16 protein-coding genes are annotated in these 18897 nt (G+C 62.4%); all 16 read right to left on the reverse strand.

Annotated features, from left to right (window positions below):
* Positions 1-19 precede the first annotated feature (19 nt).
* The 16 genes from ACOMDU_RS04155 to ACOMDU_RS04230 all read right to left on the reverse strand — a co-directional run bounded on the left by ACOMDU_RS04155 (position 20) and on the right by ACOMDU_RS04230 (position 18130).
* Complete coding sequence (locus ACOMDU_RS04155) at positions 20-1009, reverse strand: dihydroorotate dehydrogenase (protein WP_421129179.1); 990 nt, start codon at positions 1007-1009, stop codon at positions 20-22.
* The gene (locus tag ACOMDU_RS04160) at positions 1002-2357 is read right to left on the reverse strand and encodes an MATE family efflux transporter (RefSeq protein ID WP_421129180.1); all 1356 of its coding nucleotides are present in this window, start codon (positions 2355-2357) and stop codon (positions 1002-1004) included. Before ACOMDU_RS04160 ends, ACOMDU_RS04155 begins: the two co-directional genes overlap by 8 nt.
* A gap of 47 nt (positions 2358-2404) precedes the next feature.
* Positions 2405-3172: a dihydroorotate dehydrogenase electron transfer subunit gene (locus tag ACOMDU_RS04165; protein ID WP_421129181.1), complete on the reverse strand. Its 768-nt coding sequence runs from the start codon at positions 3170-3172 to the stop codon at positions 2405-2407.
* 69 nt (positions 3173-3241) lie between these two features.
* The gene (gene pyrB / locus ACOMDU_RS04170) at positions 3242-4174 is read right to left on the reverse strand and encodes an aspartate carbamoyltransferase (protein ID WP_421129182.1); all 933 of its coding nucleotides are present in this window, start codon (positions 4172-4174) and stop codon (positions 3242-3244) included.
* A 78-nt stretch (positions 4175-4252) separates the two neighbouring features.
* The gene (locus tag ACOMDU_RS04175; RefSeq protein WP_421129183.1) at positions 4253-6130 is read right to left on the reverse strand and encodes a TRAP transporter permease; all 1878 of its coding nucleotides are present in this window, start codon (positions 6128-6130) and stop codon (positions 4253-4255) included.
* Positions 6131-6228: 98 nt separating this feature from the next.
* Positions 6229-7239: a TAXI family TRAP transporter solute-binding subunit gene (locus tag ACOMDU_RS04180; RefSeq protein ID WP_421129184.1), complete on the reverse strand. Its 1011-nt coding sequence runs from the start codon at positions 7237-7239 to the stop codon at positions 6229-6231.
* A gap of 63 nt (positions 7240-7302) precedes the next feature.
* Positions 7303-7776: a (2Fe-2S)-binding protein gene (locus ACOMDU_RS04185; protein ID WP_421129185.1), complete on the reverse strand. Its 474-nt coding sequence runs from the start codon at positions 7774-7776 to the stop codon at positions 7303-7305.
* Positions 7773-8627 carry an FAD binding domain-containing protein gene (locus ACOMDU_RS04190; protein ID WP_421129186.1) on the reverse strand — a complete coding sequence of 285 codons (855 nt, stop codon included), beginning with the start codon at positions 8625-8627 and terminating at the stop codon, positions 7773-7775. Before ACOMDU_RS04190 ends, ACOMDU_RS04185 begins: the two co-directional genes overlap by 4 nt.
* A 2-nt stretch (positions 8628-8629) precedes the next feature.
* The gene (locus ACOMDU_RS04195) at positions 8630-10867 is read right to left on the reverse strand and encodes a xanthine dehydrogenase family protein molybdopterin-binding subunit (protein WP_421129187.1); all 2238 of its coding nucleotides are present in this window, start codon (positions 10865-10867) and stop codon (positions 8630-8632) included.
* Positions 10868-10903: 36 nt separating this feature from the next.
* On the reverse strand, positions 10904-11293 hold the full coding sequence (lpdD, locus tag ACOMDU_RS04200) for a prenylated flavin chaperone LpdD (RefSeq protein WP_421129188.1): 390 nt from the start codon (positions 11291-11293) through the stop codon (positions 10904-10906).
* The gene (locus ACOMDU_RS04205) at positions 11286-11843 is read right to left on the reverse strand and encodes a UbiX family flavin prenyltransferase (RefSeq protein ID WP_421129189.1); all 558 of its coding nucleotides are present in this window, start codon (positions 11841-11843) and stop codon (positions 11286-11288) included. The genes lpdD and ACOMDU_RS04205 overlap by 8 nt, the downstream gene beginning before the upstream one ends.
* Positions 11844-11890: 47 nt before the next feature.
* On the reverse strand, positions 11891-12724 hold the full coding sequence (locus ACOMDU_RS04210) for a beta/alpha barrel domain-containing protein (protein WP_421129190.1): 834 nt from the start codon (positions 12722-12724) through the stop codon (positions 11891-11893).
* Positions 12717-13484, reverse strand: a complete 768-nt coding sequence (locus ACOMDU_RS04215) for a dihydroorotate dehydrogenase electron transfer subunit (protein WP_421129192.1) — start codon at positions 13482-13484, stop codon at positions 12717-12719. The genes ACOMDU_RS04210 and ACOMDU_RS04215 overlap by 8 nt, the downstream gene beginning before the upstream one ends.
* A 17-nt stretch (positions 13485-13501) precedes the next feature.
* Complete coding sequence (locus tag ACOMDU_RS04220; protein WP_421129194.1) at positions 13502-14899, reverse strand: UbiD family decarboxylase; 1398 nt, start codon at positions 14897-14899, stop codon at positions 13502-13504.
* A gap of 289 nt (positions 14900-15188) precedes the next feature.
* Positions 15189-17657: a molybdopterin cofactor-binding domain-containing protein gene (locus ACOMDU_RS04225; RefSeq protein WP_421129195.1), complete on the reverse strand. Its 2469-nt coding sequence runs from the start codon at positions 17655-17657 to the stop codon at positions 15189-15191.
* Positions 17654-18130: a (2Fe-2S)-binding protein gene (locus ACOMDU_RS04230; protein ID WP_421129196.1), complete on the reverse strand. Its 477-nt coding sequence runs from the start codon at positions 18128-18130 to the stop codon at positions 17654-17656. The genes ACOMDU_RS04225 and ACOMDU_RS04230 overlap by 4 nt, the downstream gene beginning before the upstream one ends.
* Positions 18131-18897 lie beyond the last annotated feature (767 nt).

Here is an 18897-nt window from a genome sequence, read left to right on the forward strand (position 1 = left end):
ATTTTACTCATTACTCAACTCATTGTTTGTGTGCGGCACCGCACAGTTCGCGGACAGAGGCGATGCCATTGCGGTGCAGATAGGAATCAAGGTCATGGATGATGTTGTGCATGGTCATGGGATCGTTGAAATTACAGGAGCCAACCTGTACGGCGGAAGCTCCGGCCATCAGGTATTCCACCGCGTCCCGCCATGAGGCAATGCCGCCGCAGGCGATGATCGGAATGTGCACGGTCTCATAGGCCTGCCACACCAGAAACATATTCATGGGTTTTACCGCCGGGCCGGACATACCGCCGGACAGATTTCCCAGGTAGGGTCGCCGTTTTTGTATGTCGATAGTCATAGCCCGGAAGGTATTGGACAGCGTCAGCGCGTCCGCGCCGGCGTCCTCCGCCGCCCGGCAGCTTACCCGGATATCCGTCACATTGGGGGACAGCTTTGCGTACAGAGGCAGGGGGGTGCGCTGCCGCGTCTGACGTACCGTGTCGTACAGCAGCTGCGGGTCGGAGGAGAAAGGGAGTCCGCTGCCCACGTTGGGACAGGACAGGTTCATTTCCAGGGCGGCGATCCGGGGATCGTCGCCTACCAGTTCCGCGATCTCGGCGTAGTGCACCGGCTCGGAGCCGGAGATGCTCAGGATGACCTGGGTGCCGATGTTCTCATACCGGGGCAATTCGTCCCGCAGAAAGGCCTCGATACCCACGGAGGGGATGCCCACACAGTTGAGCATTCCACCGCAGACCTCGGCGATGCGGGGGCCGGGATTGCCGGGCCGCCGCAGGCGGTGAACGCTCTTGATCATAACCGCGCCCAGCTCACTGACGGGGAAGCAGTCGGCATTGTTTTCAAAATAATCATAGGTGCCGGAGGCGGGCATGACGGGGTTTTTGAACACCGCGCCGCCCAGCTCCACGGATAGATCAGTCAGGTAATTCACAACGGTGCAAAGGCGCGGCGAGAGGTGTACGCGCCTTCTCCTTTCCAGCGTATTTTGCGCGTCAGACAACTGATGTCCGCCGTAGGCGTCGGTACAGGACCAGTGCTACGATCAGGGAGATCAGGTCTACGACAGGCTGCACCAGCGCGCAGCCATACAGGGGGTATAGGCGGTCCAGCAGAAGCAGCAGCGGGATATCCAGCGAGCCCTTCCGCAGGATGGAGCAGATCAGGGATTCCCTGGTGCGTCCCATCGCCTGGAACTGTGTAATCATGGGGTGGCATATGGCCACGAAGGGCATACACAGCACCATTCTGCGTAAAAAGGCGGCGGCGTAAGCCACGGTCACGTCATCCTGGATGAACAGCCGCGCCAGCTGCGGCGCGAACAACTCAAACACGATAACGCACGCCAGCGAGAAGCCCACGGTGATGCTGACGCCGAAGACAAAGCCCTGCCGCTGCCGTTCCCGGTCGCCGGAGGCATAGTTGTAGGACAGGAAGGGCAGCAGCCCCGCCGAGGTGCCCAGCGAAAAGTACAGCGGGAGATTGTCCAGCTTTTTCACGATACCGTAGGCCGCTACGGCCTCTACCGCGTATTTGGATACGAATAGGGACAGCACCGCTAACGACACCACCGTCAGCGCGTATTGCAGCGCGGAGGGAAAACCAATGGACAGTATCTCCCGGATATAAACGCCGGTACGCTTCAGATGGCATGGCCGCAGGGACAGCACCGTGCTGCTCCGCCGCAGCAGACACAGCAGAAAGAACAGCGTGCCTGCCGTGTTGGATATGGCGGTGGCCAGTCCAGCGCCGGCCGCGCCCATATTCATATACTGCGGCAGAATGAAAAACGGGTCCAACACGATGTTCAGCACGCCGCCCAGCGTCACGCCGGCGAAGGCCAGCGCGGCCCGGCCCTCGGCACGCAGCAGATTGGACAGCAGCAGGTTCAGTATCGTGCCCGCGCCGCCCCACAGCAGCGTCCAGCGGGCGTAGGCCGCGGCCACGGGATATACCTCCGCGTCCGCGCCGCAAAGAGAGAGCAGCGGGTGCAGAAACGACCCGCACAGCAGGCTGAATACCGCCGCGCTGGCCAGGCTCAGCCAGAAGGCGATGGCGGAGATGCGCCGTGCGCCGTCCATATCCCTGCGTCCCAGCGCGTGAGACACAGCGCTGGCGCCGCCGATGCCGAAGAGGTTACTCACGGCAGTCATCATCAGAAAGGGGGGATAGGCTACCGTAACGGCGGCTGTCTGTATGGGTGCATTCAGCAGGCCCACAAAAAACGTGTCCGCCAGGTTGTACAGCAGCGCCACCATCTGTCCGGCGACGGTGGGCAGCATTTGCTGTAATACCGCCCGCCGGACGGGGGCTTTCTCGAAGATATAGATGCGTTTTTCCGTGGAAGACAAGGCGGCTTCCCCCTTTACCGGTGTGCTGCTATGCGATGTGCGTTCCATTATAGCACACGGTCCACGTCAAAAACAGGGCCGCTTTTGCATACACGGACGTAGGATGCTTCACCGCTGTCCTTGTCGTGGGCGGTGCAGATGCAGCCCTTGCATGCGCCCACACCGCAGGCCATGTGCTCCTCCAGAGACACATAGGCAGGGAATCCGTGTTGTGCGTGCAGCTGCTTCATGTGAGCAGCCAGACGATTGGAGCCGCAGGAATAAGCGGCGTCAAAGGGCAGCTGCGCCGCGTCTGCGGCAAAGGCGTCGGTAATGCGCTCATTCGGCGCGGTGGTGGTCCTCACCACGGCGCCCAGCGTGCGGAACAGCTCCTGGTGGAACAGGTCGTCCTCACTCTTGGCGCTGAGATAGGCATAGACCTCCGTGCCCTGGGCGCGGAGCTGCTCCACCAGCGGGCGCAGCGGCGCAATGCCGATACCCCGGCCGATGACCGCCGCCCGGCGGCAGCTGCCGTCGATGGGGAAGCCCTTGCCCAGCGGTCCCAGCAGCTCCAGTGTGTCGCCGCCGCGCAGGTGCGACAGCAGCTCCGTTCCCCGCCCCACCACCTTGTACAGGAAGGTCAGTGTCCCCGCCTGCACATCGATATGGTCGATGCTGATGGGCCGCATAAGGAACGGGTCCTGCTCCCGCCAGCTCTTCAGCATATAGAATTGGCCCGGCGCGCTGGCGGCCGCCATCTCGGGAGCCAGGACCGTCAGTGTCATCACGCCGGGAACGACAATGTCCTGGGAACGGACGGATACAGTGTTGTACATGGTGTCCTCCTTGCAGAAGCTGTGCAGGCGGGATAGCCGCGCCTGCACAGCTTTTGCCGTTGTGTTCTGTCAGATCCGACCGGTGATCAGGCCCAACAGCGCCATACGCAGGTACATACCGTTGTGTGCCTGGCGGAAATAGGCCGCACCGGGGTAGCTGTCCACCTCTGTGGCGATTTCATCCACACGGGGCAGCGGGTGCATGATGGTGATATCCTTCTTGGCGCACTTCAGCAGCTCGTTGTTGACGATATAGCTGCCCTTGCACCGCAGATAGGACTCCTCATCCGGGAAGCGCTCCCGCTGTACGCGGGTGACATACACGAAGTCGGACTGGGAAAGCGCCTCTTTCACATCGGAGGTTTCCACGATGTCGGCGCCCTTGGCGCGCAGGTCGTCAGTGATCTCCTTGGGCATTCTCAGCTCCTCGGGTGAGGCGAAGATCATCCGGTTGCCGAACTGCTGCATGAAGTAGCCCAGGCTGTGTACGGTGCGGCCATACTTCAGGTCGCCCAGGAAGGTGATGGTCTGGCCGCCGATGTGGCCCTTTTCCTTCCGCATGGTATAGATATCCAGCAGCGCCTGTGTGGGGTGCTGGCGGGCGCCGTCGCCGCCGTTGATCAGGGGATGCTGCGCGATCTCGGCGGCCTCGATGGCCGAACCGGCCACGGGGTGCCGCATAACGATGGCGTCCACATAGCCGTCCACGGTGCGGATGGTGTCCTGCCATGTCTCACCCTTGGACTGGGAGGAGGCGGAGGCGCTGCCCAGGTCGATGGTGCTGGCGCCCATGCGCTGAATGGCGGAGTTGAAGGACAGCCGGGTCCGGGTGCTGGGCTCAAAGAACAGCGTGGCCACCAGCATACCTTCCATGTCTTTGATGGCCTCACCGCTTTTTACGCGCTTTTCATAGATCATGGCTGTGTCCATGATGTGGCACAGCTCCTGCGTGGTAAAGTCATAGCCGTTGATAATGTCGCGGCCCTTGAAATTGAAGTCCATGTTTATGTTCCTCCATATGTAAGATTTCCGTTCCGCGGGCCTCTGTCAGCGGAGGGCCCGCCCTTCAGCTGCGTAAGATCACTGGATCTTCGGTGTCTGCCGCTTGCTCAGCGTCACAGCTGTGATGACACAGGCGGCCATCAGCACAACGCCGATCACGTCCGTGAGCGCGCCGGGGATCATCAGCGTAATGGCCGCGCCCACCAGCACAAAGCGCAGGGGCATGGGCATCTTTGCACCCAGCCAGCCGATCATGCCGCCGGCCAGGGCCACGCAGCCCAGCGAGGCGCTGAGGATGGCCAGCAGGATAGAGCCCAGAGAACCATACAGCAGCAGTTCCTGCCCGTACACAAAGATGTAAGGGATCAGGAAGGCCACCGAAGCCAGCTTCATGGCGTAAATGCCCGTTTTCATGGGCGAGCCGCCGGAGATACCGGCCGCCGCGTAGGTAGACAGAGCCACCGGCGGGGTGATGGTGGACATACAGCCGAAGTACAGGATAAACAGGTGTGCGGGCAGGGGATCCGCGCCCAGCTTGATCAGGGCGGGGGCGCCCAGCACCGCCAGCAGCAGATAGGCCGCCGTGGTGGGCAGGCCCATGCCCATGACCAGGGATACCAGCATGGTCATCACCAGCGCGATCATCAGGTTGCCCTGCGACACGGTGACGATCAGACCGGAGAGCTTGATGCCCAGGTTGGTCAGGGAGGTGATGCCCATGATGATACCGGCGCAGGCGCAGGCTGCCACAATGGGGCGCACCTGCTTGGCCACGTCGGTCACCACCGCACCAAAGTCCTTCAGGCGGAAGGCGGTGTCCTTCTTCACATAGCTCAGAGCGATGGTCAGGATGGCGGCATAGGCGCCGGCACGCAGTACGCTGTAACCGCAAATGATGAACACGATCAGCAGCGCGATAGGCAGCAGATAGTAGAAACCGGACTTGAACACCACCCCTACGCGCTCATACTGGGCATTGGGATCGGGGCGCAGGTTCAGCCGCTTGGCCTCAAAGTACACGGCGATACCCACGGCAAAGAAGTACAGCAGCGCGGGCACAGCTGCGGCTTTAGCCACGGTGAAGTAGCTTACGCCGATCATCTCGGCCATCAGGAACGCCACGGAACCCATGACCGGCGGCAGGATCTGCCCGCCGTTGGAGGCCACTGCCTCCACCGCACCGGCGAAGTTCTTGTCATAGCCGTTGGCCTTCATCAGCGGAATGGTGAAGGTGCCGGTGGTCACGACGTTGGATACGCCGCTGCCGGAGATGGTGCCCATCAGGGCGCTGGAGGCCACGGCGGCCAGCGCGGGACCGCCGGTAACGCGCCCGGTGGCGGTCAGTGCCAGGTTCACGAAGAACTGGCCGGCGCCGCTTTTCTCCAGAAATGCGCCGAAGAGAATGAATATAAAGATAAATGTCGCACTGACACTCATTGCCGAACCGAAAACACCCTCGGTACCCAGATACAGGAACGAGATCAGGCGCTTGAATGTAAAGGCCTGGTGGCTCAGCGCACCGGGGATGAGATGGCCAAACAGGCCATAGAGCAGGAAGATCACGGAGATGGTGGGCAGCGCCCAGCCCAGGGACTCATATCCCATGATCAGGATCGCCACCAGCAGCAGCGCGCCGAAGATCATATCCAGCTCAGTGGTGATACCCAAGCGCCCTTGGATCTCCGCATAGTGCAGGCAGATGTAGAAGTTGGAACCGGCGGAAGCCACCAGCCCGATAAAATTGATGATGATGTGAAAAACTTTCCCCTTCTCCTTGGGGTTTGCCATGTTGAACAGGAAGATGTAGCTGCTCGCCAGACCAAGGTGTATCGCCCGCTGGTATACGGCGGTCAAAACGCCGAACAGTGCAGTGTACGATTGAAACAGGGTCAGCAGAACGGCAATCACAAACGCGATCTTACTCAGTACATCGCTGAATTTTGACTTAGTTGCCATGTTCCGATCCTTTCGTTATTTCCGGAATGTGGGGCCGCACCGGGCGGCGGGCCGAAGCCCGCCGTCCGACGGGACAGGGGGGGAAAAGAGGGGGAAGATCAGTCAACAATGCCCATCTCGCGGTAGTACTGCAGGGCACCGGGGTGGATCTCCAGGTTGATGTTGGCAGCGTGGTCCAGGTTGATCTTGGCGGCCATCGCGTGGGAGGTGGAGATCACGTCCAGGTTTTCATAGATGCCCTTCACGAACTGATAGGCGGCCTCGTTGCTGAGGCTGCTGTCACAGGCCAGCAGAGTGGGCATGGCCAGGGTGGTGGTGTCCTCGCTGGTGCAGGTGTACAGGTCAGCGGACAGGGTAGCGGTGCTGAAGTAGCTGTGCTGCTCGATCGCGGCCTTCTGATGCTCCTCGTCGATGCTCAGCAGCTTGAAGTTCTTGGTCACGGACAGCTCGGTCAGGGCGCTGTTGGGGGCGGCACTGAAGATGAACACGCAGTCCACATCGCCGTTCTTCAGGGCCTCAACGCCCTCGGCGATGCTCAGCTCAGAGCCCTTCACGTCCTTGTCGGTCAGACCATAGGTGCCCAGCACCGTCCAGCCCATGGTGGAGGCGGAGGAGGCGGGGGTGCCCACCACCACGCGCTTACCGGCCAGATCCGCGATGCTGTTGATGCCGCTGTCAGCCAGCACGGCGATCTCCAGCACGCTGTCATACAGGTTGGCCAGGCCGTACAGCTCATACGCGGGCTCGGACGCAAAAGCATCCTCAGACTGGGTGGCGAAGTACGCGGTGTCGGAGTTCACGAAGCCGACATTGGCCGCGTGGGTGCCCAGCAGACGGGCGTTCTCCACGCCGCCGTTGGTGACCTCGGAGGTGACGAACAGGTTGTTGTCCACGTTGGTCAGGGTGTCAGCGATGCTGACGCCGATGGGGTACCATGCACCGGAGGTGCCGCCGGTAGCGATCACCAGATCGGTGGCCTGTGTCAGCTCCATGCCGGTGGAGGGGTTGCTGTCATCGGTCTTGTCCCCGGTATCATCCTTCTTCTCGCCGCAGGCGACGAGAGACAGGGCCATGACAAGTGCCAGCAGCAATGCAAATAGCTTTTTCATGTCTTTCTCCTTCATAATTTTGAATTTATAATCGCCCCATAAGGGGTAATTACCACGCTTGTTTTATACCAGCCTGGCCATCTCCGCCGCTGCGGCGTCAATGGCGTCCACAATAGCGTCGTAGCCTGTGCACCGGCACAGATTGCCAGAGATCGCCCGCCGTATCTTCTCCCGGGAGGGATGCGGGTCCTCGTGCAGCAGCGCTGTGGCACTCATGATCATGCCGGGCGTGCAGAAGCCGCACTGTACGGCAAAGTGGTCCACAAACGCCTGCTGTAGGGGACTCAGTGCGCCGTCGTGTCCGGTCAGGCCCTCAATGGTCACCACCCGGCGGCCCTGTACCTGCCCGGCCATGACCATGCAGGAAGTCACCGCCCTGTCGTCCAGCAGCACCGTGCAGGCGCCGCATTCGCCGATGTCGCAGCCCCGTTTGGTGCCGGTCAGGCGGCAGTAGTCCCGCAGCAATGTCAGCAGCGACACCGTCCCCGGCGCCTCCACGCAGACGGGCGCGCCGTTGAGCGTAAAACCTATCTTCATTGGTCCGCCTCCTCTCGGGTGCGGCGCAGTGTCCGCAGCAGCAGCTCCGGGGCCACCGCCAGCTTGTAGCTGGCCGAGGCCCGCCGCCCGGCGGCCGCCACGATGGCCTGTGTTACCAGCTCTGCCGCCTGCATTTCCGCGGCAGGGGAGGGCTGTTCCTTCAAAAGCAGTGCTTCTGCTGCGTACAGCCGCCGCGGCGTGGGGAATACGGCGCCCAGCGCAAGGCGCAGTCCGGTCAGGCGCTGTCCCTCCCATCTGGCCGCGCAGCAGGCGCTGAGCCGGGAGATGGCCAGCGCATTGCGCCGTCCCACTTTTTCATAGGCCATGCGCCAGCTCGCCTCCGGCGGGGAAAAGCGCAGCGCCTCTATGTATTCGCCGGGACGCAGCAGGGTCTGTCCCGGTCCGGTGATGAAGGTATCCACCGGTATGTCCCGGCAGGTGCCCTCCGTGGCGCTGTACAGCCGCACCTCCGCGTCCAGCATGGCCAGCACCGGCAGGGTGTCCGCTGCGGGGCTCCCATGTGCCACATTGCCGCCGATGGTGCCCAGATTTCGTATCTGAGGGGACCCCACCTGTGATGCGGCAAGGCACAGCGCCGGCGCGTACTGCCGCAGCAGCGCGTTTCGTTCTATCTCGGCGAAGGTCGCCGCTGCCCCGACGGACAGCACGCCGTCCTCCGCCACGATCCGGTGCAGCGCCGCTGCGCCGGATATATCGATGAACACCGCCTCATGGTCATTTTCCCGGTTCTGCACCGGCATGATATCCGTGCCGCCGGCAATGCACCGGCTGTCGGGGTATTGTGCCATATAGGCCCGCAGTTCCGCGGGGCTGCCCGCTTGCAGAAACATAGCTACCTCTTTTTCTCATCCAGTATGGCCCGTACCGTTTCCAGGTCCGCCGGCAGGGTGTCTATCCGTGCGCCCAGCGCCGCGGACATAGCGTTGGTGATGGCCGGCGCCACGATAGAGGTGGCCGGTTCGCCAATGCCGTGTACCAGCAGCGGCGGAACGCCGGCGCCTTCCTCCAGCAGCACCGTCCGCACGGGACACATATCCAGTGCTGTGGGCAGCAGATAGCTGTCCAGATCAGCGGCGCGTGTCACGCCGCCCGGTGTGTCGGCATTTTCCGTCAAGGCGTAGCCTACGCCCATGGATACACCACCGCCTACTTGTCCCACCGTGGCAGCGTGGTTAATGATGCGGCCCATGTCGTGTACGGCCACAAAGTCAGTTACGTCGGTCTTTCCGGTGATGGGGTCTATCTCTACCTCCGCACCGCAGGCGCCATAGGCGTAGGACATATAATTGCTGCCCCGGCATTTCTCTCTGTCCCAGAATGTCTTGGGGGCGGTCCACCAGCCGTGGGCGCGCACATCCCGTCCGGTATTCCGCAGGACACCTACCGCCTCGGTGAAGGTCATCTGCTCGTCACCGCAGCGGACCAGCCCGTCCTCATATACGATGGGTCCGTCGAACCCCCGGTATTCCCACAGTGCGGTGTTGATCTGCTGCTTGGCCTCCTGTGCTGCCAGCCAGGCGGCGTTGCCCGCGGTGATGGTCCCCCGTGAGGCGGCGGTGGACCCGGAATCCACACAGTAGTCCGTGTCCGCCGGCGCGATGTGTATGCGTTCCGGCGGAAGCCCCAGCTCCCGGCCGATAATGGCTGTCAGCAGCGTGTGACCGCCCTGGCCCACCTCGCTCAGCCCGGTGCTCACGTTCAGACTGCCGTCCGCGTTTAATACGATGGTCACGCCGGAGGTGTCCTGCACCGGTGTGCCCGCGCCGTAGGACTCGCCCCGGTACAGGCAGGCGATGCCCCTGCCCACCAGCTTTCCGTTCCGGACAAAGGGCCGCAGGTCCTCGCCGAATTCCCGCCGCAGGCGTTCCAGGCACGCACCTGCGCTCACGTCGCGCATGGGCTGGCCGGAGCCGGATATGTCGCCGTCCCGCAGTAGGTTTTTCTCCCGGAAGGCCCAGGGCGTCATGCCCAGCTGCTGTGCCAGCTCGTCCATCACAGATTCGGTGGCGAAGTCGATCTGCGGCGAGCCGAAGCCACGCACACTGCCGGCATAGCAGTTGTTGGTATAGGCCGCTTTCATGCACACGTCCACGTGTTCCACCCGATAGGGCCCTGTGGCTTCGATACCGCTGCGCCATGTGGTGGTCTTGCTCTTGGACAGGTATGCGCCGCCGTCCACAAAGCCCCGCACCTCAATGGCGGTCAGTATGCCGTCCCGCTTTGCGCCGGCCTTGTAATAGATGTGAAAGGGATGCCGCTTTACGCCCTCCAGCAGCGTCTCGCTGCTGCGCCATGTCATGCGGCAGGGCCGCCCGGTGTGCAGCGCCGCGATAGCGGCTCTTGCGGCCATAGCCCCGGCATCGTCATCCTTGCCGCCGAAGGACCCGCCCATACCGGGCTGTGTCACCCGTACAGCGCTCATGGGCAGACCGCAGGCCGCCGCCACGATACGCCGGATGTTGAAGGGTGCCTTGCACGGGCAGTAGACCCGCAGCTCTCCGTCCTGAGGCGACACCACCACGCTCTCCGGCTCGATGGCCCCGGGGATCACCCGTTGGGTGCGGAATTCCTGTTCCACAATGATGTCCGCCTCGTCAAAGCCCTTTGCCGCCCGCCCCTTGCGGACGCGGTGCTCCAGTATCAGGTTCCCGTCGTCGTACAGCTTGGGCGCGTCCGGCAGCAGTGCTTCCTCCGGGTCGAATACCGCGGGCATGGGCTGGGCGTCATAGGTGACCAGCCGCGCCGCCCGGTCGGCCGCCTCCTGTGAGACGGCCGCGACCACGGCGATGCAATCGCCCCGGCTCCGTATGGTGTCATAAACCATGATGGGCTTCTCATTGTCGCCCACATTTCGGCCCGGTATGTCCCGGGCGGTGTACACACCGGCCACGCCCTCCGCCGCCAGTGCCGCCGCGGTATGCACCGCCAGCAGCTTCCCATGGGGAAGGTCCGTGTGCACTGATTTTGTGTACAGTATACCGTCGAAGGCGAGGTCCGCCGCGTATTTCGTCCGCCCGGTCACCTTGTCCCGGGCGTCCACCCGCAGGATGTCCTGTTCGCGCTGTGCCACAGCGGCATACCTCCCCTCTGTGTTTCTTGTTTCCCGTTACGGCAGCAATTCCGCCGCCCAGTCCTCTGCCTGTGCCAGCGCTTGCTGTTCAATATGGGCGGCGGACCGCAGTCCCTGCTGGTCCAGCCCGTCGTAATGCACGCCGCCCACGGCGGCCACGGCACAGCCGGCCACGGCGCTGAGCCGTTCTGCCAGCGCCCGCAGCAAGAATTCGTCCTTGTGCCCGCTGCGATTGAGAACGCTGCTGTCGGCGCTGTCCGCGCCGCTGCCTGTCAGGCTCTGCCGGTGTGTGGCCAGTACGACGCAGCCTACGTGGGCCGCCCCGCCGGTCACGGTCAGCAGCAGGTCGCCGCCCAGCCGTTCCAGCCGGTAGTGTATGGACAGTCCGCCGTCGCTCAGTGTTCGCTCCACCACACGCTCAGCCATTTCCGTTCCACCTGAACCTTTCCCCGCCGTCCAGACCCAGCAGCCGCAGCGTCCGGCTGACTGTCTGATCCACGATGTCGTCCACCGTCTGCGGCCGGCTGTAAAAGGCCGGTACCGGCGGCAGGATAATGCCGCCCATCAGCGTTACCGTCTCCATATTGCGGATGTGGCTCAAATTCAGCGGTGTTTCCCGCGTCAGCAGTATCAGCCGCCGCCGCTCCTTCAGCATCACATCTGCCGCCCGCACCAGCAGGCTGTCGTCATAGCCCATAGCGATGCCCGCCAGGGTCTTCATGCTGCATGGGGCGATGACCATGGCGTCCGCGCAGCTGGAACCGCTGGCCGCCTGTGCGGCCATATTGCGGTTGTCGTATACCCGGTCAGCCAGCGCCTTGACCTGCTCCACGGTGAGATCCGTTTCCAGCCGTATGGTCTCTGCGCCCCAGTCGCTGAGTATCAGCTCTGTCTCCTGTCCCAGCGCCCGCAGTGCCTCCAGCAGCCGGATCCCGTATATACAGCCCGTCGCACCGCTGATGCCCACTGCCACCATGTCCATTCCTCCCGTCTGTTTCGTACATTTTGCCCGCCCCGCGGGCGTTACAGTGCCTCTGTGATCCGTATGATCGTCTCCGGCTCTGTGAAGTTGGCAGTGCCGATCTCCACGGCCTTTGCGCCGGCGGCCATGTATTCCTTTACGTCCGCGGCGCACACGATACCGCCGCAGCCCACCACGTCGACAGCGACCTCCTGGGCCACCCGCCATGTCTGGAACACGGACAGAGGCCGTATGGCCGGGCCGGACAGTCCGCCCACCATGCTGCCCAGCCGTGAGCTGCCGTCCGCCTGCAGGGCCATGCCCCAATAGGTGTTGGCGCATACCACCGCCTGCGCCCCGGCGTCCTGTGCCGTCCGCGCCGCATCTACGATGTCTCCGGCGCAGGGCGACAGCTTCGCCCACACCGGCAGCCGTCCGTCTGCGGCGGCACGGATGCGCTGCGCGCACTGCTCCAGATACGCCTTGCTTCCCAGTGCCCGGTATTCCTCGTAGGTGCAGTGGAGGTTCACCTCCACGCCGGCCACTGCCGGCAGCTCCGCCAATGCGTCCGCCATACGCCGTATTTCCTCCGGTGTGCCGGTGACGCTGGCAATAATGGGCACGTCATAGCCCACCAGTCCCTTGTAAAATACCTGCGTGAATTTCTCATATCCGGGGTTTTGCATCCCCACGCAGTTCAGCAGCCCCGAGGGCGTCTCCCATAGCCGGGGCGCCTCCGCGCCACGCCGGGGTTTGACGGTCATCGTGCGTGTCACCAGCCCGCCCAGACGGTGCAGGTCGATATAGTCCGCATAGGAGGAGCCGAAGCCCATCGTGCCCGCCGCGTTCAGCAGCGGCGAATGCAGCGTCACGCCGCCCACTGTGATGTTATCCATGAAAGATCACCTCACCCATCGGGAATACCGGTCCGTCCACGCAGACTTTTTTGTACAGCACGCCGCCGTCGGCTTTCCGCGTGGGGAAGCCGCAGCCGGAGCACGCGCCGATGCCGCAGGCCATGCGTTCCTCCAGAGACACATAGCCCTCCGCGCCGTTTTGTGCGGCCCACTGCTGCACCTTAGCCAGCATGGCCGTCGGCCCGCAGGCGTACACGACGCCTGCCGCTGTTTCCGGCAGGATATCCGTTACCAGGCGGCCTTCGCTCTCATAGGCGGTGTGTACTGTCCCGTAGGTCCGCAGCGTCTTTCCGCACAGGTCATGGGCCGCGTCGCGGCAGCCCAGATACACGGTCACAGCCGATCCTGCATCATGCAGTGCCCGGGCCAGCATACACAGGGGCGCCGCCCCCATGCCGCCGGCTACCAGTATCGCCTGCTCACCCTCCACGGGGAACGGCGTGCCGATGGGGCCCATCACGTCCAGGGCTTGGCCCGCCCGCACGGCGGACAGCAGGTCGGTGCCTGTGCCCACCACCCGATAGAGCAGTGTCAGCGTGCCGCCGATGCTGTCGGCTTCGCAGATGCTGATGGGCCGCCGCAGCAGCGGTGCGGTGCCGCTGCCCACCCGGATAAACACGAATTGTCCCGGCCGGCAGCGCTGTGCGATCACCGGTGCGTGGAGTGTCATTTTATAGTAGCCGTCCAGAATACGGCTGTTTTCCCGTACGGTGGCCATTTCACGAGTCCTGTCAGACATATTCCGCCTCCTGCGGCTTATTTCCGCCGCTTATCCATAAAGTCCCGCAGCATTTCCTCGATATACGGTGCGTCCTGTCCGGGTGTGAACACAGGGGCGAACGCCTCCTTGTCCTCCAGCGGCGCGGTGGCGTCGATGCCCATCTTGGACGACGCACGGGGATACGGCGCGGAGGGGTCCAGCGTGGGGCTGTACATCACCGGCAGTATCATCACATCCCGGTCCGCCTGCATACGGGTGTTGATAGCCCATTCCACCTGCTGCATATCATGTACGTCGATATCCTCGTCCACCACCACACACAGCTTGATGCCGATGTTGGCCGCCAGAAGGGCGGTCATCACATTCCGCGGCTCATAGGGATGGCGCTTCTTGATGGACACCACGCAGTGGTGGCGGCTGGTGCCGCCGGAGGTCAGGCAGATGTCGTGAATGTCCGGGCAGATCTTGTACGCCTCGCGGTAAGCCAGCGCTGTGGCCGCCAGATCCATCATCCAGTGGTTTTCCGTCATGGGCATACCGGTATAGGCATTCTGGAAAATGGCGTCCTTCCGCATGGTGATGGCGGTGATCTCCACCACCGGGGCTTTGCGTACCTCGCTGTACGTGCCGGGATACTCACCGAAGGGGCCGTCGTCCTCCCGCAGACCGGGCAGGGTGCGTCCCTCGATAACGATCTCCGCGGTGGCAGGCACCTCTACGTCGATGGTCTTGCACTTGACCATCTTCACAGCCTCGCCCCGCAGGCCGCCGGCCATGCCCATCTCATCGGTGCCCAGTGCCGGCCGGCACTGTGACGCGATGGCGATGATGGGGTCGCCGCCGATGACCGTGGCGATCTCCGTGCCCTTTCCGTTGTCCTCGTTGCGTTCGATAATGGTACCCAGATGCCGTCCCTTGGGGGCAAAGCAGGTCATGTGGTTCTTGTCCAGCAGCAGCATCCGGTGCATGGAGGAGTTCCGCACACCGGTGATGGGGTCGTTGGCCATCTGCACGCCGGCGGTGATATACGGCCCCAGGTCCTTCTCGAAGTTCGTCAGGATGGGCAGCTTGTACAGGTCCACCGCGTCGCCGGTCAGCACCACCTCGTGCACGGGAGCCTCGTCGTCACCCACCGTTACCGGCGGGATAAACTTGTTCTCGTGAGCCACGTATTCCTTAATAACGCTCTTTGTATCGTCGCCCAGGCCCAGTGCCAGATGCACTCTCTCGCGGGTGCCGTACAGGCCGGACAGCACCGGCATATCGTAGCCCTCCACATTGGTGAAGAGCAGCGCCGGACCACCCATGTCCGATGCCTTGCGCGTAAAGGCGCATATCTCGTGTACCGGGCTGACCTTCTTGTCAATGACCATCAGGTCGCCCCGCTTCTTCAGCTCCTCCAGAAATTCCCGCATATCGTTGTAATGTGCCATATGACTGTCGCTCCTTCCGTTCTGTCTGTGGCTATCGCGCCGTCCGTCGTCTGCGGGCCGCGCTGTTGCGTATGATGTTGTCCACGGTGTTTCGCCCCTGCTGGCATGGATGAGGGAGACTGTGTCCGTCTACTGTGTACAGTATACATTACAGTGTACACCACGATTTTTTTCCGCGCCAGGGGAGGGGAGAGGCGGCGGAACACCAGCCGCCGCAAAAATGATGTTACAGTTTACACGTCGGCCCGGGCAAAGTCAATAACCGGGCCATAGCGGTTTCACATCACTGCTATTTGTTGAAATGATACATTTCACAATAAGAACGTTCATGTGTCATGTATACGACGCTATTGTCTAAGGAAAGGCAATGCTTTGGACAGGCTGCCGCACACAGGCCGCATTCCCGGCACCGCCGGTCGGATACCCGCCACTGCTTGGTCTGCCGGTCCACGGACAGCGCGCCATAGGGGCATTTCTTCGCGCACAGGCCGCAGAATACGCAGCCCTCCGTGGTGTGCAGCCGCCGTATGCCGCCCTCTGCCTTTACGGGGCGGTAGGGCAGATCATGGATGTCCAGTCCCGTGGCATCGCATACCGCATTGATGATGGCCGGTGCGCTGGGCACCACCGCGCACTCCGAAATGCTCTTGGCGCCGTAGGGCCCGGTAGGTTCGCCCTCTTCGATAAAATCCGTCTGCAAACGGGGCATTTCCGTGGCCCGGAAGGGCCGGTAACTGTGCAGGCTGCTGTCTCGCAGCTGTCCTGCCGCGTCAAAGGCCAGTTCCTCCCGGAGCGCGTAGCCCAGACCCATCTGTATGCCGCCCTCCAGCTGTCCCTCGATGCCCATCCGGTTCATCACCCGTCCCACATCATGTATAGCGATGTAGTCCGTCACCGTCACCGCGCCGGTGGCCTTTTCCACCTTTACCCGCGCCATATGTACGCCGTAGGACCCAGGGGTGTGTGCCGATGCGTGGGTGGCCACACCGAATATCTCATGCTTTTGTACGCTCTGGGCGTAGTTCATTACCTCCGCCAGCGAGGCGCTGCTGCCCTCCGGCAGCCACGCCCGTCCGTCGTGCAGAGAGATGTCCTCCGCCTGGCCGCCCAACAGTCCGGCAGCGGCGCACCGCAGCTGTACCGCCGCGTCCTCCGCGGCCTTCTGCACCGCGCCGCAGCTGACATACACGCCCCGGCTGGAAAAGTCGCCCAGGTTCCACCCGCACACATCCGTGTCCGAGGCCACGCAGGCCACCTGTTCCGGTGGGATGCCCAGCGTCTCCGCCACGACCTGTATCTGCACCATCAGCTGTCCGTTGCCCATATCGTGGGTGCCGGAGTGCAGCACACAGGTGCCGTCATCGTTCATCTTGACCACCATGCAGTTCTGGTCGATCTGCGAGCCGAAGGCCCCGCTGCCGTGCAGTCCCATGGCCCAGCCCTCGCCGATGAGGTACTTTCCGTCCTCATCGTCCATGTCCGGCCAGTTCTGCCGCAGTGCCATGGCCCGGCGCACGCAGTCCTTGGGCCGGGGGTTGCCGATGGGGTGCCCCGCGAACAGGTCGCTGTCCTCCGGATCTACCAGATTTTTCATCTGCAGCTCCGTGTAGTCCATGCCCAGCGCGCCGGCGATCTTATACAGCTGCCGTTCCATGGCAAAGAATACCTGCGGCGAGCCGTAGCCCCGCATGGCCCCCGCCACCGGCGTGTTGGTATATACGGGTATGCCCACAAAGCGCATATTCGGTGTTTTGTAGCCCTTGAATACCTTGGCGCTCATGGCGCCGATCACGTTCCCTGCGCTGGAGGCATATGCTCCGGTGTTGGTGATGGCCGTGATCTCCTGTGCCACGATGGTGCCGTCGTTTTTCACACCGGTCTTCACCGTGATGACGCTGGCGTGCCGCACCCGCGTGGATACCATGCACTCCCGCCGTGTGGCGGTGAATTTCACCGGCCTGCGGCACAGCATCGCCAGCGCTGCGGGGATCAGCTCCACCGAGGACTCCATCTTTCCGCCGAATGCGCCGCCCATGGTGGGGCTTACCACCCGCACCTTGCTCAGCGGCAGGCCGAATATCCGGCTCAATACGATCCGTTCGCCAAAGGTGTTCTGATACGGTGCGGTGACGGTCAGCCGTCCCTGCGCGTCCACCTCCGCGATGGCGGTGTGGGGCTCGATGGCGCAGTGGTGCACCGCCGGCGTGCGGTAGGTGTCTTCAAACACCCGGTCCGCCTCCTGAAAACCCTTCGCCACGTCTCCCGTGGTTTTCTCGATCCGCAGCGCGATGTTGCTGCTGCCGTGCAGGGGATAGGCGTCCTCCCGCATGGCTTCCAGCGGATCCGTCACCACCGGCAGCGGCTCGTATTCCACATCGATCAGGTCGATGGCCGCCTGGGCGATATCCTCTGTCTCTGCCGCCACCGCCGCCACCCGGTCGCCCACAAAGCGCACCGTGTCGTCAAAAATACGCTCCGTCTCGATAGGTGCCGGTGCCTGCATATAAAACCGCGTGGTGCTGTTGAACCGCGTCTGCGGTGTGTTCTGATAGGTAGCCACTGCCCACACGCCGGGCAGCGCCTCCGCCGCTGTGGTGTCGATGCGCTTGATCCGCGCGTGTGCTATCGGCGAGAAAAGCGCCTTGGCGTACAGCATCCGCGGCACGGTCATGTCGTCCACATACAGCAGCTCCCCTGTTGCCTTGGCCGCCGCATCCTGCACCGGGTAGCTCTTTCCGATGTACGTCAGCTCCTTCACCGGTCCTGCGCCTCCAGCCGCCGCGCCGCCTCCCGGACGGCCTCCTCGATCTTGTAGTAGCCGGTACAGCGGCACAGATTCGGTGCCAGCGCCTCCCGTATCTCCTCGTCACTGGGGTGCAGCGTCTTGTCCAGCAGTGCCTTGGCGCTCATCACCATTCCCGGCGTGCAGAAGCCGCACTGGACGGCTCCGCAGTCGATAAACGCCTGCTGTATGGGGTGCAGCTGTCCGTTCCGGCTCAGCCCCTCTATGGTCTCCACCCGATGTCCCGCCGCATCCTTAATAGGTACCTTGCAGGCGTTCACCGCCGTGCCGTCCAGTATCACGCGGCAGGCGCCGCAGTCGCCGGAGGAGCATCCGTTTTTCGCGCCGGTCAGGCCCAGCGTCTCCCGCAGTACCCGCAGCAGCGTCCACTGGGGCGGCACGCATACCGTGCGGAGCACGCCGTTTATATATAATGAGAAGTTCTCCATGTGCCGTCCTCCGCTTCTGCCGCCCGGCGTTATCCGCCCATGTCCGAACCGGCTGTATCTGTCTGCCCCGGCATACTGTGTCCCGGGCAGGGGCCGTCGCTCATGGTATACAGCGCAGACGCTGTTTCTGCGTGTATTCGGATTGGATACTGTATACAGTATTCTTTGTGTACATATTTTACTCGCATTTCACCCCGCCGTCAATAGAAGTGCAGCATTTCTGCCCTTAGCACAAAAATAAACCCCACTTTTTTGACAATTATGACAAATCATCCCCGCCCCGCCCGCGGCGGCGAAACACCCCCAATTCCCATTTTCTGTCAAATTCTCCCGTTTTCCATTCCCGGTAACAGAAAAAATGTGTAAAATTTCCATAAAAAGGCTGGACAAATTAATGCAGCTGTGCTATAATCTGACTATCCGCAGAGGTACCTCTGCATTTGCGTTTTAATAACCATTAAAACGAGTGCGCCTGCGGAAATCTAAAACAAACGGGGTATGAGACATGAAGAAATTGTTAGCAGCTATTCTGGCGCTGGTCATGGCGCTGAGCCTGTGCAGCGTGAGCTGGGCGACGGAATATAACGGTTTTGTTAAAGGTGAAAAAGGCGCCAATGGGATGGATACTTATTCCGTTGATGTGACGAGCCAAGAGCAATTGCAGGCAGCAGTTAAGGCAACGGATTGCTTTGGCGCAAATATGATCATCAATATTAAAAATGATATTACGATCACAGGGAGTTGGGAGCCTGGGTACATCAACGGCT

The sequence above is a fragment of the Vescimonas sanitatis genome (genome assembly GCF_049060325.1).
GTDB classification, from domain to species: domain Bacteria; phylum Bacillota; class Clostridia; order Oscillospirales; family Oscillospiraceae; genus Vescimonas; species Vescimonas sanitatis.

What these genes read in the sequence shown, in the direction of transcription:
- ACOMDU_RS04210 (WP_421129190.1), bottom strand. Translation starts at nt 12,724, where the DNA reads ATGGATAACATCACAGTGGGCGGCGTGACGCTGCATTCGCCGCTGCTG.
- ACOMDU_RS04220 (WP_421129194.1), bottom strand. Translation starts at nt 14,899, where the DNA reads ATGGCACATTACAACGATATGCGGGAATTTCTGGAGGAGCTGAAGAAG.
- ACOMDU_RS04175 (WP_421129183.1), bottom strand. Translation starts at nt 6,130, where the DNA reads ATGGCAACTAAGTCAAAATTCAGCGATGTACTGAGTAAGATCGCGTTT.
- ACOMDU_RS04215 (WP_421129192.1), bottom strand. Translation starts at nt 13,484, where the DNA reads ATGTCTGACAGGACTCGTGAAATGGCCACCGTACGGGAAAACAGCCGT.
- ACOMDU_RS04180 (WP_421129184.1), bottom strand. Translation starts at nt 7,239, where the DNA reads ATGAAAAAGCTATTTGCATTGCTGCTGGCACTTGTCATGGCCCTGTCT.
- ACOMDU_RS04165 (WP_421129181.1), bottom strand. Translation starts at nt 3,172, where the DNA reads ATGTACAACACTGTATCCGTCCGTTCCCAGGACATTGTCGTTCCCGGC.
- ACOMDU_RS04190 (WP_421129186.1), bottom strand. Translation starts at nt 8,627, where the DNA reads ATGTTTCTGCAAGCGGGCAGCCCCGCGGAACTGCGGGCCTATATGGCA.
- ACOMDU_RS04185 (WP_421129185.1), bottom strand. Translation starts at nt 7,776, where the DNA reads ATGAAGATAGGTTTTACGCTCAACGGCGCGCCCGTCTGCGTGGAGGCG.
- ACOMDU_RS04205 (WP_421129189.1), bottom strand. Translation starts at nt 11,843, where the DNA reads ATGGTGGCAGTGGGCATCAGCGGTGCGACGGGCTGTATATACGGGATC.
- ACOMDU_RS04230 (WP_421129196.1), bottom strand. Translation starts at nt 18,130, where the DNA reads ATGGAGAACTTCTCATTATATATAAACGGCGTGCTCCGCACGGTATGC.
- lpdD (WP_421129188.1), bottom strand. Translation starts at nt 11,293, where the DNA reads ATGGCTGAGCGTGTGGTGGAGCGAACACTGAGCGACGGCGGACTGTCC.
- pyrB (WP_421129182.1), bottom strand. Translation starts at nt 4,174, where the DNA reads ATGGACTTCAATTTCAAGGGCCGCGACATTATCAACGGCTATGACTTT.